A 13,006-nucleotide genomic window follows, 5' to 3' on the forward strand; every position below is an offset into this window, starting at 1 on the left:
CCTGCCCATGAAAAAGAGCCCCGGCGCAGGCGCACGGGGCTCGGACGACGCAGGAGTGCTGCGCGATCTTCGTCAGTGTCACCTGCGCTGGACTCCGCTCGTGAGCGGGACTTCGGTCTTCAGCCGTTCGGAGCGGAGCTCCGGGCAGCGTCGGACGACCGGCGGTCTGGGGTTACCCGGGAAGACTACGTCATCTCGTCGGCCACCTCAAGCCGCCCGGGGCCCCTGTGCGGCACGTCACCCCCGCCGGTCGAGGTGCCGAACGCGCCGAAGCACACCAGGGGAACCGGCTCGGGCTCCGGGGCGACCGCGGACGCCAGCGCCGTGGAGGGCGGCACGCCGGCGGCCAGCGCCGCGTGCAGGCGCGGCATCACCCGCGCGGCCACGTCGTCGCGCAGCGGCGCCACGGAGGCGATCACGGCCCGGGCACCCAGTCGCAGCAGGACGCTCTTCAGCCCGAGCGGCTCGCCACCGACCCGCGTCTCGGCGCGCCCCACCTCGCACGCCGAGAGCACGACGACCACACCGGCGAGGTCGATGCCGTCGAGCTCGTGGGCGAACAGCGGACCGTCGCACAGCCGCACGAAGGAGAAGAGCGGGTTGTCGGGGACGTGGACGCCGTGCGCGGCGACATGGACGACCGACGCGCTCGACAGCGCGGCCACCGTCGCGGCACACGTCGCGTCGGCGCCGGTCAGGAGGAGGGCGTCGTCCCACTCCGCCGCGACGACGCCGGCCTCCTGCTCGGCGGACTCCACGTCCGGTCCACCGACCACGAGCACTCCCCTGCCGTTCGGGGGAGGCGACGTTTCGCGCAGGTCGACCCACGAGTGGACCCTGGTCGCACGGCCCGCACGGGACGGCATGGAGGACCACGGCAACGAGAGCAACCCGTCGCGCGCGGCCACGTAGAGCGGACCGTCCACTTCCAACGGCGCGAGGAGGACGTCGTCCAGGCGGCCGAGAGCCCGACGGGCGGAGGCCGCGGCGACCTGACGCATCGACGCCGGGATCAGCCGGTTCGCCAGCACCTCGAGATCGTGCCCGACACGGCGCGACAGCTCGGTCACCTCGGGCAGCGGGCAGAGCTCCACCAGCCGGGCGCCTCGTGCATCCACCCGTACCGCCGTCACGCACTCGGTGAGCAGGAACGAGACCACTGCCGCACCGGGCGCCTCGGAGGCCAGGGCCGCCGTGACCGACCTCGTCGTCGCGGCTCGCGGGACGAGCTCGCCGGTCGAGCCACGGAGCTGCCACGACCGCTGCCGAGCCTGCTCCTGCAGGCTCCTGACCTCCACGGCCAGACGGGTCGCGGACGACTCCCCGGCTGCCCGGAGCTCTCGCGCGACCTCCGCGGTGCGTCGGGCCCGCACCAGGAGGTCGGCGAGCTCCTCGTCCTGCGGGGGGCGCACGCGGGCCGCGCCGGCGAACGCAGCACGTCCTCGCTCGACCGCGTCGAACACGGCCGCGGGCCTGCCGGTCGAGAGCGCCGCCTGCACGTCCACGACGCCGAGCCGCGCACCGTGGATCGCCGCCGACGCCACCGCGTCCACCGATCCCAGCCGGGCCCGGTGCTCGGCGAGCACCGCGTGGCCCCGTCGCACGGCACGCAGACCTGCCCGCCGGTCGCCGTCCTCGAACGCTGCCTGCGCCGTGACCGCCGCACGATGGACCCGATCCGCGACCGACGCCCTGGTGCGCCGGGGCAGTCCCTGCAGAAGGGTCTCGTACCAGGCTCGGTCGCCCGCCATGATGGCCCACTCCGCGCCGAGGAGGCGCGCCGTCGTCGGCTCCGGGTCCGCCGGACGCCAGCAGCTCGACCCCGCCAGCTCGACGGCCGCTGCCGCCCGGGCCCTGGCCACTCTCGGGGAGACGCCCTCGGCCCGGTCGATGTGCACGAGCGCCGTCAGCTCGGCGAGCTCGGCGCGCGCCGTCAAGGTCTCGGTCCCCAGCGCCCTCGAGCGGCGTGCCGTCCGGCGCGCGATCAGCCGCGCCTCGGCAGGCCGCTGCAGGTCGACGAGGCAGCGTGTGCGCGCCAGGTCGACCTCCGCGAGATCGCGCAACGACCGGTGACGCTGCAGGAGCGACCGGGCCTGCGCCAGCCTGATCTCGGCCTCGGTGATCAGACCTGCCTCGATGAGCACCTGGGCCTTGTCGAGCAGGCCGACGGCGGCGGGCCGGTCGGCCGCTCGCCTGGCGGACTCGTCCATCTCCCGCAGCGCCCGCGGGAGATCACCGCGCAGGAAGTGCGCGTAGCCCAGGTTGTGCTGCGCCTTCGACGCGACCAGGTCGTCCTGGGCCGCGGTGGCGAGCTCGACGCAGGACTCGAGGTCCGTCGTCGCCGCGTCGATCTCCATCCGTTCGAGGCGGAGCGAACCTCGGTTGAGGAGCATGACGGCACGGTCGTGACCCTCCGCGTCCGCCGCGAAGGCGTCGGCCTCCTCGAACGCCGCGATCGCGGAGTCCACGTCACCGGAGCGGAGATGGAGCAGGCCCCGCTGCCCGCAGACCGCGAAGCTGAGCGCGGTACGAGGGTCGGCCGCGGCCCACGTCGCGGCTTCGTCCAGAGCGACCAGCGCGGCCCGGAGGTCACCGGTGAGCTCGTACCCGCAGAGCGCGAGCCCCAGGTGGGAACGGCACATGAGGTGGGCGTCCGGGGGCGCGCCCGGCGCGGACTCGGCCGTCGCTGCAGCGATGGTCGCGCGGAACAGCTGGCCGCCGCGGCTGAAGCGGCCACGCACCGTGGCCGCCGTCGCCCTCGCCAGAACTGTCCGGGCATCGCTGGCCACGTGTCACCTCATGCTGGTCCGCCCTCGTCGGTCGGGCGCAAGCCCGAGACCAGAGTAATCGCCTTCCACAGCCAGATGCACCGGCTTTTCGAGGCACCCTCGGTCAGCTTCACCTCCGGCGGCGGCCCGGACGCCTGGAGACGTGCGGCGATCTCGCCCGCGAGGACGGGCGCGGCGAACGACGTCCCGCTCCAGATGGCGAACCCGCTCTGGAAGCCCTCCGGGTCGATCGTCGCCCGCGGACGGTCCCCCCAGACGGGGGTCACCCAGCGCGACGGCGCGATCGCCCCGTCGATCGACGTCGGCATGGTCGACACCACCGAGGCACCCGGGCGGGTGCAGGTCACCCACGGCCCGTCGTTGCTGAAGAGCGCGACGGTGCCGTCGGGGTTCTCGGCACCGACCGTGAGGACGGGAGGCTCACGGAGCGCGAGCACGACACCGCGCTGCGGCACCGGAGGGCTGGCGCGGCGGTCGATGCGGGGAGCGAACGCCGCCGGGTAGCTCGGGCGGGTCTGGGCGTCGTTGCCCGACGACGTGACCACCACGACGCCGTACCGGCGCAGCGCCCGCAGCACGGCGGACAACGGCTCGTCGAACTCCTGGTCGTCAGGGTCCTCGTGGTAGTACCCGAGGGAGAGCACCAGGACGTCCACCGGCGCATACCCGCGGCGGCCGTGCAGGCCCAGCACGTGCCACAGCAGCAGCCGGCGCAGCGTGCGGAGCAGGTCGCGCTCCGCCACCACACCGGACCCTCCGTACAGGGCGGGGGCGAGGATGACCGCGTCCGCGCACTGCTGGTGGATGAGACCGGCGATGAAGGTCCCGTGGCCGGCGACGGGGTCCAGGGGCCCGGCGAGCGGGGCGATCGAGACCCCGCCGACGTCCGGGCGCTCGTAGTCGAACTCCGGCTCGACCAGGACCGACAGGGGCTCGCCCAGCAGCTGCGGGTCACGGACGACGACGTCACCGGCCTCGTCGTCGTCGAACCACGGGTGCGCACCGACACCGGTGTCGAGCACCGCGACCACCGGACGACGCGTGCCGTCGTCGGTGACGAAGAGGTCCTTGGCGGACCCTCGCAGCTCACGACGCGGTCGCGGTCCGGTCCACATGACGGGTTGACGCCCGCCCGCCCCGAGCATGCCGTACTCGGGAGCGCCGGCCACCGGGTGGGACTGCGTGTAGGGGTGGGACTGGGTGTACGGGTGGGACTGGGTGTACGGGTGGGACTGCGTGTAGGGGTGCGACTGGGTGTACGGGTGGGACTGCGTGTAGGGGTGCGACTGGGTGTACGGGTGGGACTGCGTGTAGGGGAACGGCTGCACGTACGGCTGTCCGCCGACGGTCGGGGACGGGACGACCATGTGGTCGAGCGCGATGCGGGGGCTGCAGTCGTCGTGGGGGCACAACCGGGAGCCCAGGTGGTCGATGAGGTTCCAGGAGTCCGGGAGCTCGCCGGAGGCCTCCGGCCGGTAGCGGAGCCGCACCGACGTACCGAACACCTGACGCAGCTCGGCGACGGTCTCACGGGGCAGACGAGCCCGCGCGAGCAGCTGCTGGTCCGCGGTGCTCTCGGCCTCGATCTCCACCTCGAGGTCATGGTCCGCGGCCGCCTCCTGGAGCCACGTCAGCGCCCTGTCGCCCTTCAGCTCCGACGGTGCCAGGGGGATCTGGATGCGGTCGCCCACGTACCAGGTCGGTTGCGGAGACCTCCGCTGTCCCTTGCGTCGCGCGGTGACGGGGTCGAGCGCCCGGGTCCGTCTGCTCAGACGCTCCGGAGAGTCGGGATCAGGTCGGTCGCTCACGTGCTCCTCCTCGGTTCCGGTCAGGGCGGTGCCCGTGCCCGCTGCTCAGGGACTGGATGGGTGGTGCAGGTGGTGCTAAAGCTCGATGACGGGAGTCGTCACCGGGGTCTCGCCCTGACGGACGAGGAGGCTGGCCGGACCGCGGGGGACGTCGTCGAGCACGAACCGGCCGTCCTCGTCGGACCTGGTCGTGAGCGTGCCTTCCGGAAGACGCAGCTCGATGTGGAGGACCTCGGCCGGGGCGAGCCAGCCGTCCACGCGGACGGTGCCGCGCTCGGTGCCCGCCGACAGGGCGATCATCACGGTGAGGCGTTCGTGGGTGAAGGTGATGGTGCGGGTCTCGACCGGAGCACCGCTGCGCACCGACCCGGCGGGCGCCTCGACGACCTGCAGCTCCATGACCTCCGCCTCCAGGCTCGCGAGCGTCATCGCGAACCGGGAGCGTTCGACCAGCCCCTCGGGCATCGGGTCCAGTCGGGCGTCCAGCTCCGCGATGCGCGCGAGCAGCGCGACGTCGATGCGGTCCAGCGGCTCGTCACCGCCCAGGACGTCGTCGAGTTCGGTCAGGTCCATGAGGCCTCCCCCTGTTCGGTGAGGACGGCCCGCAGCTTGGCGAGGCAGCGCCCCCGAGTGGCGCCGATGCTCCCGATCGGCATGCCGATCGCGGTGGAGATGGACTTGTAGTCCGGGCGGTCGGCGAGGGAGATGAGGCGGAGTAGCTCCTGGCAGCGTTCCGGCAGACGGCGCAGCGCATCCCACAGGACGTGGTCACGCTCGTCCCGCAGCGCCTCGGCCTCCGGACCCGGGGCGTCGTCCGGGAGCGTGGCGCTGCTCTCGGCGTCGTCGTCGGGAAGCTCGGTGCGGTGCACGAGGTCGGCACGCTCCTTGCGCACCGTCTCCCACGCCGCCCGTCGTGCCGTGACCAGCAGCCACTTGAGGGTGGCCAACGGTTCGCTGATCGTGTCGACGTGCCGGACCAGCGCCGCCCAGGTCTGCTGGACGACGTCGTCCGCCGCGTCACGCTCCACGCCCTGGGCGCGGACGGTGCGCCACAGCAGCGGCGACACCTCACGGACGAGGTCGCTCAGGGCTTCCGAGCGGCCCTCGCGAAACTCGAGCACGGCGAACGCGGCCCGGTCTCCCAGGCTGGACGTGTCAGCGTGGCTGGTCATGGCGGCCGACCCCTTGGCGACGGCGGGGGCAGGGAGCGCCCCTCGGGAACTCCATGAGCCTAGGGCGCGCCGCGGTGACCCGCGTCCCTCCCCGGCTCCACCCATCAGAAATCACCCTCCGCACTCATCGGCAGTGTCACCCGGTCAGGAGCGGCGCGGGGCGTCGTTGATACAGAGTTGAGGAAAGTCGTCCGAAGGTCCCCGCACGCCGACGGCCCGGCACCCCTGTCAGGGGTGCCGGGCCGTCGGTGGTGCGGAGGGACTCAGCCCTCGAGCAGCTTGGTGGTCTTCGACTGGTCGAGCGGGATGCCCGGGCCGAAGGTCGTCGCGAGGGTCGCCTTGGTGATGTAGCGGCCCTTCGAGGACGACGGCTTCAGACGCAGGACCTCGTCGAGCGCCGCACCGTAGTTCTCCACCAGCGCGGTCTCGGAGAACGAGGCCTTGCCGATGATGAAGTGCAGGTTCGCGTGCTTGTCGACACGGAACTCGATCTTGCCGCCCTTGATGTCGGACACGGCCTTGGTGACGTCCATGGTCACGGTGCCCGTCTTCGGGTTCGGCATCAGACCACGGGGGCCGAGGACCTTGCCCAGACGACCGACCTTGCCCATGAGGTCAGGGGTCGCGACAGCCGCGTCGAAGTCGGTGTAGCCGGCGGCCACCTTCTCGATGAGCTCGTCGCCACCGACCTCGTCGGCGCCCGCCGCACGGGCCTCTTCCGCCTTGGCGGCGTTCGCGAAGACGATCACGCGGGCCGTCTTGCCGGTGCCGTGGGGCAGGTTGACCGTGCCGCGGACCAGCTGGTCCGCCTTGCGGGGGTCGACACCCAGGCGGAACGCGACCTCGACGGTCGACTCCGACTTCGTGGCGGCGATCTCCTTGGCGAGCTTCACGGCCTCGAGCGGCGAGTACAGGTTCTCGCGGTCGATCTTGGCCGCCGCTGCGCGGTATGCCTTGCTGCGCTGTGCCATCTGCGTTCTCCTTGCTGCAGTCGTGGTCGTCGGGTCTGCGCAGACCCTCCCACGTGCCCGACGCTCGTCGGGGCTTGGTCGTCCAGGACGGACGAGGGTGCCGTCAGGCCTCGACGGTGATACCCATCGAACGGGCCGTGCCGGCGATGATGAGCATCGCGGCGTCGACGTCGTTCGCGTTGAGGTCCTGCATCTTGGTCTCGGCGATCTCGCGGACCTGGTCCTTGCTGAGCTGCGCGACCTTGACGGTGTGCGGCGTCGAGGAGCCCTTCGCGACACCGGCGGCCTTCTTGATGAGCTCGGCGGCCGGCGGGGTCTTCGTGATGAAGGTGAAGGAGCGGTCCTCGTACACCGTGATCTCGACAGGGATCACGTTGCCGCGCTGCGACTCGGTCGCGGCGTTGTAGGCCTTGCAGAACTCCATGATGTTCACGCCGTGCTGACCCAGCGCGGGGCCGATCGGCGGGGCGGGGTTCGCGGCCCCGGCCTGGATCTGGAGCTTGATGAGGCCGGAGACCTTCTTCTTGGGAGGCATGACTCTCCTGCTTTCTGTTCGTGGGCCGACGCCGTGGGCGATGACCCGGTTGCATGACTGCCGTGCGACGCGCCGCGCGGGCGGCGCGAGGAATCAGATCTTGGCGACCTGGTTGAACGACAGCTCGACCGGGGTCTCCCGGCCGAAGATGGAGACGAGGACCTTGAGCTTCTGGGCCTCGGCGTTGATCTCGGAGATCGTGGCGGGCAGCGTGTCGAACGGTCCGTCGGTGACGGTGACCGACTCGCCGACCTCGAAGTCGACCTCGATCGCGGGGCCCGCGGTGGCACCACCGGACGCCTTGGCGGCGGCCTGCTTCGCGGGCGACTCCTCGAGCATGGTCGGCGCGAGCATGCCGAAGACCTCGTCGAGCGAGAGCGGCACGGGCTGGTGGGTGTGGCCCACGAAGCCGGTCACACCGGGCGTGTGGCGCACGGCGCCCCACGACTCGTCGGTGAGGTCCATGCGCACCAGGACGTAACCGGGGATCCGGACGCGGCGGACGGTCTTCTTCTGCGCGTTCTTGATCTCGGTCACCTCCTCCATGGGGACCTCGACCTGGAAGATGTAGTCCTCCATGTTCAGGCTCTGGGTGCGGTTCTCCAGGTTGGCCTTCACACGGTTCTCGTAGCCGGCGTAGGAGTGGATGACGTACCACTCGCCGAACTGGCCCCGCAGCGTCCGACGCAGCTCCTCGGCCGGGTCGACGATGTCGTCCGCGACGTCCGCCTCGGGCTCGGCGGCGTCCTCGACGTCGTTCTCGGGCTCCGCCGCGGGCTCGTCGGCCTCGTCGCCCGCCGTCTGCTCGGCGGCGACATCCGCGTCGGCGGGCGCGTCGAGGTCAGCCTCGACGCCGTCGGCGTCGAGCTGGGTGGGGTCGACGTTCTCCGTCTGCTCCAGCGGATCCTGGGACACTGACGAACCTGCTTTCTGGCTTCGGGTGGTGCTGGTGACGGGCGAGGACCGGCCCTGCGGGGTCATTCCCCGAAGAGCCAGAACGCTCCCTGCCCGATCAGGTAGTCGAGCACGGTGACGAACAGCATCATCACCGCGACGAACACGATGACGACGATGGTGTAGTTGATCAGCTCCGACCGGGTCGGTGTGACGACCTTGCGGAGCTCCCCCACGACCTGGCGGACGAACAGCGCGATACGGCCGAAGAAACCGCGGCGCTCACTGCCGTTCCCGGCATCGTGCGTCTCAGCGGCATGCGCCGACGACTCGCTCACTCGACCTACCCCGTTTCGCGTTCGGACCGCAGCCACGCCGCCTGCCGGCGACGCACCCACGGCACAGACTCTGGCGTTCCGGGACACGTTTCCACATGGCCCCGCTGCGCGGCCCCGCGGGGGATCACGCTGGCAGGGTAGACAGGACTCGAACCTGCAACCTGCGGTTTTGGAGACCGCTGCGCTACCAATTGCGCCACTACCCTTCGTGCTCCACGACCACCGGCGACCTGCCCCGAACACAGGGTGCAGCACCGGACCGCCACGCCAGAACCCGCACCCGAGGGCGCGACCCAGCATGGTGGTCGTCAACCACCGAGGGACAACTGTACGCGACGCGGCGGCGTAGGTCGAACCACGCTCCCGTCACCTCCGTTGCCGCTCCGGCGGGCGCGCCCACCACCGCGGCGACGAGCGACCTGCCGGCCCGCCCGAGGGGCGCGGGGTCCACCGATCGGTGGACCCCGCGTCCCCTCGGACGGGGCTGGTCCCGGACGCCCGGGACCCACCACGATGTCCGTCATGGCCACCACGCTGCCGACGACCGTGCTGCCGACTTCCGTGCTGCCCACGTCGGGGCACCACTCGGTCCACCGGACCGACGACGCCGCCGTCCGGGTCCGGGGCCTGCGCAAGAGCTACGGGACCTCGACCGTCGTCGACGGCCTGGACCTCGACATCGCGCGCGGCGAGATCGTGGCGATGCTCGGGCCCAACGGCGCCGGCAAGACGACCACCATCGAGATCCTCGAGGGGCACCGCACGCGCGACGGCGGGCAGGTCCAGGTCCTCGGGGAGGACCCGCAGACCGGTGGCCGCCTCTGGCGCGCCCGGATCGGCGTCGTCGCGCAGGGCTCGCGGACGCGCGCCGATCTCACCGTCGCCGAGGAGCTGGCCTCCACCGCGCGGTACTACCCCCGACCGACCGACCCCGAGGAGCTGATGGACGCCCTCGGGCTGACCGCCCACGCGCGCACGCGCCGCGGCCTGCTCTCCGCCGGCCAGCGCCGCAGCCTCGACCTGGCGCTCGGTGTCGTCGGCCGGCCGGAGATCCTCTTCCTGGACGAGCCCACCACCGGCCTCGACCCGGTCGCCCGCCGCCGCTGCTGGGAGCTCCTGCGCCGGCTGCGGCGCCAGGGCGCCACCGTCCTGCTCACGACGCACGACCTCGACGAGGCCGCCCGGCTCGCCGACCGTGTCGTCGTCGTCGACCACGGCCGCGTCGTCGCGGACGGCCCTCCGGACCACCTCGGGCGACCCGAGGCACGCGTGCCCGTCGTGACCTGGCAGGACGGCGGCGGGACCCGCAGCCAGCGCACGACGACACCGACCGCCATGGTCATCTACCTCGCGGCGATGGGGCTCGACGGAACCTCCGGCGGGGAGATCCCCGACCTCCAGGTCACCCGGCCCACGCTCGAGGACGTCTACCTCGGCCTGCTCACCGAGACCACCGAGACCACCGAGACCACCGCGGCCACCGAGGACTTCTCGCCGTGACCGCGGCCGCCGGCGCTGCTGCTGTACTGGGCGCATGGCTGATCCTCGGACCCGTCACGGGTGCACGGACGTCCTGGCGGCGACGTCATGACGACGACTGACCACGAACGGCCGGCCCGAACAACCACCGGGGCGCTCCCGTCGCCCGACGTGCTCGAGGACTGGCCGCGGATCGTCCGCTGGTGGCACCTCGTGTTCGTCGCCGTGGTGCTGCTGACGGCGGGTTCTCTCGTGCTGGGCGACGTCACCGGCCACGCGTTGTGGACGTCCCTGGCGTCGTTGACGCTGCTCCTGGTCGCCTACGGCCTGTGGGGCGCGGACGCCGCCGCCCACCGCGACCAGGGCAAGGCGACGGCCTACGTCACCGTGCTCGTCGCCACCACCACGATCACCGTCTCGCAGACCGAGCTCGGGACGTTCCTGCTGTTCGCCGCCTACAGCCAGATCTGGATCTCCCTCACCCCCGTGTGGCGGGCCGTGACGGCGTCGACGGCGCTCGCCGTGGGTGTCTGGCTGGGCCTCGTCATCGAGTCGGACCTCGACCCCTCGGCGGTGCGGGCCGCCTCGCTGCGGATGACGATCGCGCTGGTGTTCGCCGTCCTGCTGGGCCTGTGGATCGCGGCGACGATCCGCCGTTCCCAGGATCGTTCCATCCTCCTGCAGGAGCTGCGCGCGGCGCAGGAGGCGGCCGCGGCGTCGCACCATGCGGCGGGTGTCGCCGCGGAGCGGGAGCGGCTGGCCCGCGAGATCCACGACACCCTCGCCCAGGGCTTCACGAGCGTCGTCATGCAGGCGCAGGCGGCGACCGCCGCGCTCGACCGCGGCGAGGAGACCGCGGCGCGCGACCGCTTGCGGGTCGTCGAGGACACCGCCCGGGAGAACCTCGCCGAGGCGCGCGCCCTGGTCGCGGCGTTCGCCCCGGTGGACCTGCAGGCGGGTTCGCTGCCGGACGCGCTGGCGCGCCTGGCCGACCGGGTCTCCGGCGAGGGCAGCTTCGGCGTCCACCTCGAGGTCGACGACGCGGGCGCCGTGACGCCCGACCCGACCCGCGACGTCGTGCTGCTGCGTGCGGCCCAGGAGTCGTTGGCGAACGTGCGCCGGCACGCCGAGGCGAGCACGGTCGTGCTCCGTCTGGAGCGCACGCCGCGCCACGCCACCCTCGAGGTGGTCGACGACGGTCGGGGCATCGCCCAGGGGCGTGGAGAAGGTTTCGGCATCACCGGGATGCGCGAGCGTGCGGCGGCGGTGGGCGGTTCGCTCTCCGTCAGCCCGAGCGAGGAAGGCGGCACGTGCGTACGCGTCACGGTGCCGGTACGAGGAGGATGACGATGGTCAGGGTTCTGGTGGCGGACGACCACCCGGTGGTCAGGTCCGGCATCGCGGGGATGCTCGCCGGGGAGGCCGACCTGGAGGTCGTCGGAGAGGCCGGGGACGGTGAGTCCGCCGTGCGGCTCGCCCGCGAGCTGGCGGTCGACGTCGTGCTGATGGACCTGCGCATGCCCGGCCTGGACGGCGTGGGAGCCACCGAGCAGATCGCACCGACCGGGGTCCGGGTGGTCGTGCTGACCACCTACGACACCGACGCGGACATCCTGCGTGCCGTCGAGGCCGGGGCGACCGGCTACCTGCTCAAGGACACCCCGCGCGGCACGCTCGTGGACGGGGTCCGGGCCGCGGCGCGAGGGGAGACGGTCCTGGCGCCGTCGGTCGCGACCCGGCTGGTCACCTCCGTGCGCACGGCCGAGGACCGCCCGACCCCGCGCGAGGCCGAGGTGCTGCGCCTCGTCGCCCGCGGACTGTCGAACGCCGCCGTCGGCCGGGAGCTGTTCATCGCGGAGGCGACGGTGAAGACCCACCTGCTGCGCTGCTTCGCCAAGCTCGGCGTGGACGACCGCACCGCAGCGGTGACGGTGGCGCGCGAGCGAGGCTGGCTGGCCTGACGTCGCCGGCCGCGGCTGCCAGAATGTGCCGATGCGCGACCTGGCCCAGCTCCCCAAGGCTCACCTCCACCTGCACTTCACGGGATCGTTGCGCGTCGCCTCGCTGCGGGAGATGTCCCGCGCGCACGGCATGCGCCTGCCCTCCGCGCTGACCGACGGCGATCCGTTGCGCGTCCCCGCCGACGAGCGGGGCTGGTTCCGGTTCCAGCGCCTGTACGACGCCGCGCGGCACTGTGTGCGCGGTGAGACGGACATGCGCCGGCTCGTGGACGAGGCGGCCGCGGACGACGCCGCCGAGGGGTCCGGCCGGCTCGAGATCCAGGTGGACCCGACGTCGTACGCCCCGTTCGTCGGCGGCATCACGCCCGCGCTCGAGATCGTGCTGGACGAGGCGCGGGCCGCGAGCGCCCGCCACGGTGTCGAGGTGGCGGTCGTCGTCGCGGCGTCGCGGATGCGGCACCCGCTGGACGCCCGGACACTGGCCCGGCTCGCGGCCCGGTACGCGGGGGACGGTCCGGGCGAGGTCGTGGGGTTCGGGCTGAGCAACGACGAACGGCGGGGCGACACCGAGGAGTTCGCCCACGCCTTCGCGATCGCGCGCCGGGCGGGCCTCGCGTCGGTCCCGCACGGTGGCGAGCTGCTGGGTCCGGCCCACGTGCGCGAGGTGGTGGGCGCGCTGGCGCCGGACCGGATCGGGCACGGCGTGCGCGCCGTGGAGGATCCCGCCCTCCTGGGTTCGCTGGTGGAGGCGGGGGTGGCGCTGGAGGTGTGCCCGGCGTCGAACGTCTCGCTGGGCGTGTACCCGGGGGACGACGACGTCCCGCTGCGTGCGCTCGTCGAGGCGGGTGCCCAGGTGGCGCTCGGCGCGGACGACCCGCTGCTGTTCGGGTCGCGGCTGGTGGCGCAGTACGAGTCGGCCCGTCACGTGCACGGCTTCTCCGACGAGGAGCTGGCGGACCTGGCGCGGGCGTCGATCCGGGCCTCCCGGGCGTCGGACGGCACGCGGGCGCGGCTGCTCGCGGGGGTCGACGACTGGCTCGCGGCCTGAGACGTCCCGCC

12 protein-coding genes and 1 tRNA gene are annotated in these 13,006 nt (G+C 72.7%); 4 read left to right on the forward strand and 9 right to left on the reverse strand.

What is annotated here, in order from left to right:
- Window positions 1-185 precede the first annotated feature (185 nt).
- From ACNHYB_RS07910 to ACNHYB_RS07950, 9 genes are all read right to left on the reverse strand, one after another.
- On the reverse strand, window positions 186-2,789 hold the full coding sequence (locus ACNHYB_RS07910; protein WP_418277880.1) for a CHAT domain-containing protein: 2,604 nt from the start codon (window positions 2,787-2,789) through the stop codon (window positions 186-188).
- Window positions 2,790-2,797: 8 nt separating this feature from the next.
- Window positions 2,798-4,597 (reverse strand): S8 family serine peptidase, encoded by a 1,800-nt coding sequence (locus ACNHYB_RS07915; protein WP_418277881.1) that lies wholly within the window; start codon window positions 4,595-4,597, stop codon window positions 2,798-2,800.
- Between the two features lie 75 nt (window positions 4,598-4,672).
- Window positions 4,673-5,170 (reverse strand): hypothetical protein, encoded by a 498-nt coding sequence (locus tag ACNHYB_RS07920; protein WP_418277882.1) that lies wholly within the window; start codon window positions 5,168-5,170, stop codon window positions 4,673-4,675.
- Window positions 5,161-5,769 (reverse strand): RNA polymerase sigma factor, encoded by a 609-nt coding sequence (locus ACNHYB_RS07925; protein ID WP_418277883.1) that lies wholly within the window; start codon window positions 5,767-5,769, stop codon window positions 5,161-5,163. The genes ACNHYB_RS07920 and ACNHYB_RS07925 overlap by 10 nt, the downstream gene beginning before the upstream one ends.
- A gap of 263 nt (window positions 5,770-6,032) precedes the next feature.
- Window positions 6,033-6,740 (reverse strand): 50S ribosomal protein L1, encoded by a 708-nt coding sequence (rplA, locus tag ACNHYB_RS07930; RefSeq protein ID WP_418277884.1) that lies wholly within the window; start codon window positions 6,738-6,740, stop codon window positions 6,033-6,035.
- A gap of 103 nt (window positions 6,741-6,843) precedes the next feature.
- Complete coding sequence (gene rplK, locus ACNHYB_RS07935; RefSeq protein ID WP_418277885.1) at window positions 6,844-7,275, reverse strand: 50S ribosomal protein L11; 432 nt, start codon at window positions 7,273-7,275, stop codon at window positions 6,844-6,846.
- A gap of 93 nt (window positions 7,276-7,368) precedes the next feature.
- Window positions 7,369-8,190: a transcription termination/antitermination protein NusG gene (nusG, locus tag ACNHYB_RS07940; protein ID WP_418277886.1), complete on the reverse strand. Its 822-nt coding sequence runs from the start codon at window positions 8,188-8,190 to the stop codon at window positions 7,369-7,371.
- 62 nt (window positions 8,191-8,252) lie between these two features.
- Window positions 8,253-8,507 (reverse strand): preprotein translocase subunit SecE, encoded by a 255-nt coding sequence (gene secE, locus ACNHYB_RS07945; RefSeq protein ID WP_418277887.1) that lies wholly within the window; start codon window positions 8,505-8,507, stop codon window positions 8,253-8,255.
- A 130-nt stretch (window positions 8,508-8,637) separates the two neighbouring features.
- Window positions 8,638-8,713 (reverse strand) — tRNA-Trp (locus ACNHYB_RS07950).
- 316 nt (window positions 8,714-9,029) lie between these two features.
- On the opposite strand from ACNHYB_RS07950, the gene ACNHYB_RS07955 reads away from it, so the two are divergent.
- From ACNHYB_RS07955 to ACNHYB_RS07970, 4 genes are all read left to right on the forward strand, one after another.
- Complete coding sequence (locus tag ACNHYB_RS07955) at window positions 9,030-10,007, forward strand: ABC transporter ATP-binding protein (protein ID WP_418277888.1); 978 nt, start codon at window positions 9,030-9,032, stop codon at window positions 10,005-10,007.
- An 87-nt stretch (window positions 10,008-10,094) separates the two neighbouring features.
- On the forward strand, window positions 10,095-11,333 hold the full coding sequence (locus ACNHYB_RS07960) for a sensor histidine kinase (RefSeq protein ID WP_418277889.1): 1,239 nt from the start codon (window positions 10,095-10,097) through the stop codon (window positions 11,331-11,333).
- A gap of 2 nt (window positions 11,334-11,335) precedes the next feature.
- Entirely contained in the window at window positions 11,336-11,947 is a 612-nt protein-coding gene (locus tag ACNHYB_RS07965) for a response regulator (RefSeq protein ID WP_418277890.1), read from the forward strand.
- A gap of 31 nt (window positions 11,948-11,978) precedes the next feature.
- Complete coding sequence (locus ACNHYB_RS07970; protein WP_418277891.1) at window positions 11,979-12,995, forward strand: adenosine deaminase; 1,017 nt, start codon at window positions 11,979-11,981, stop codon at window positions 12,993-12,995.
- The last annotated feature ends 11 nt before the right edge of the window (window positions 12,996-13,006 follow it).

The organism is Isoptericola jiangsuensis, assembly GCF_048320105.1.
Lineage (GTDB): Bacteria > Actinomycetota > Actinomycetes > Actinomycetales > Cellulomonadaceae > Isoptericola > Isoptericola jiangsuensis_A.

Excerpts from the sequence above, each read along its gene's own strand:
- ACNHYB_RS07920 (WP_418277882.1), bottom strand. The coding sequence starts at position 5,170 with ATGGACCTGACCGAACTCGACGACGTCCTGGGCGGTGACGAGCCGCTG.
- ACNHYB_RS07925 (WP_418277883.1), bottom strand. The coding sequence starts at position 5,769 with ATGACCAGCCACGCTGACACGTCCAGCCTGGGAGACCGGGCCGCGTTC.
- rplA (WP_418277884.1), bottom strand. The coding sequence starts at position 6,740 with ATGGCACAGCGCAGCAAGGCATACCGCGCAGCGGCGGCCAAGATCGAC.
- rplK (WP_418277885.1), bottom strand. The coding sequence starts at position 7,275 with ATGCCTCCCAAGAAGAAGGTCTCCGGCCTCATCAAGCTCCAGATCCAG.
- ACNHYB_RS07955 (WP_418277888.1), top strand. The coding sequence starts at position 9,030 with ATGGCCACCACGCTGCCGACGACCGTGCTGCCGACTTCCGTGCTGCCC.
- ACNHYB_RS07960 (WP_418277889.1), top strand. The coding sequence starts at position 10,095 with ATGACGACGACTGACCACGAACGGCCGGCCCGAACAACCACCGGGGCG.
- ACNHYB_RS07965 (WP_418277890.1), top strand. The coding sequence starts at position 11,336 with ATGGTCAGGGTTCTGGTGGCGGACGACCACCCGGTGGTCAGGTCCGGC.
- ACNHYB_RS07970 (WP_418277891.1), top strand. The coding sequence starts at position 11,979 with ATGCGCGACCTGGCCCAGCTCCCCAAGGCTCACCTCCACCTGCACTTC.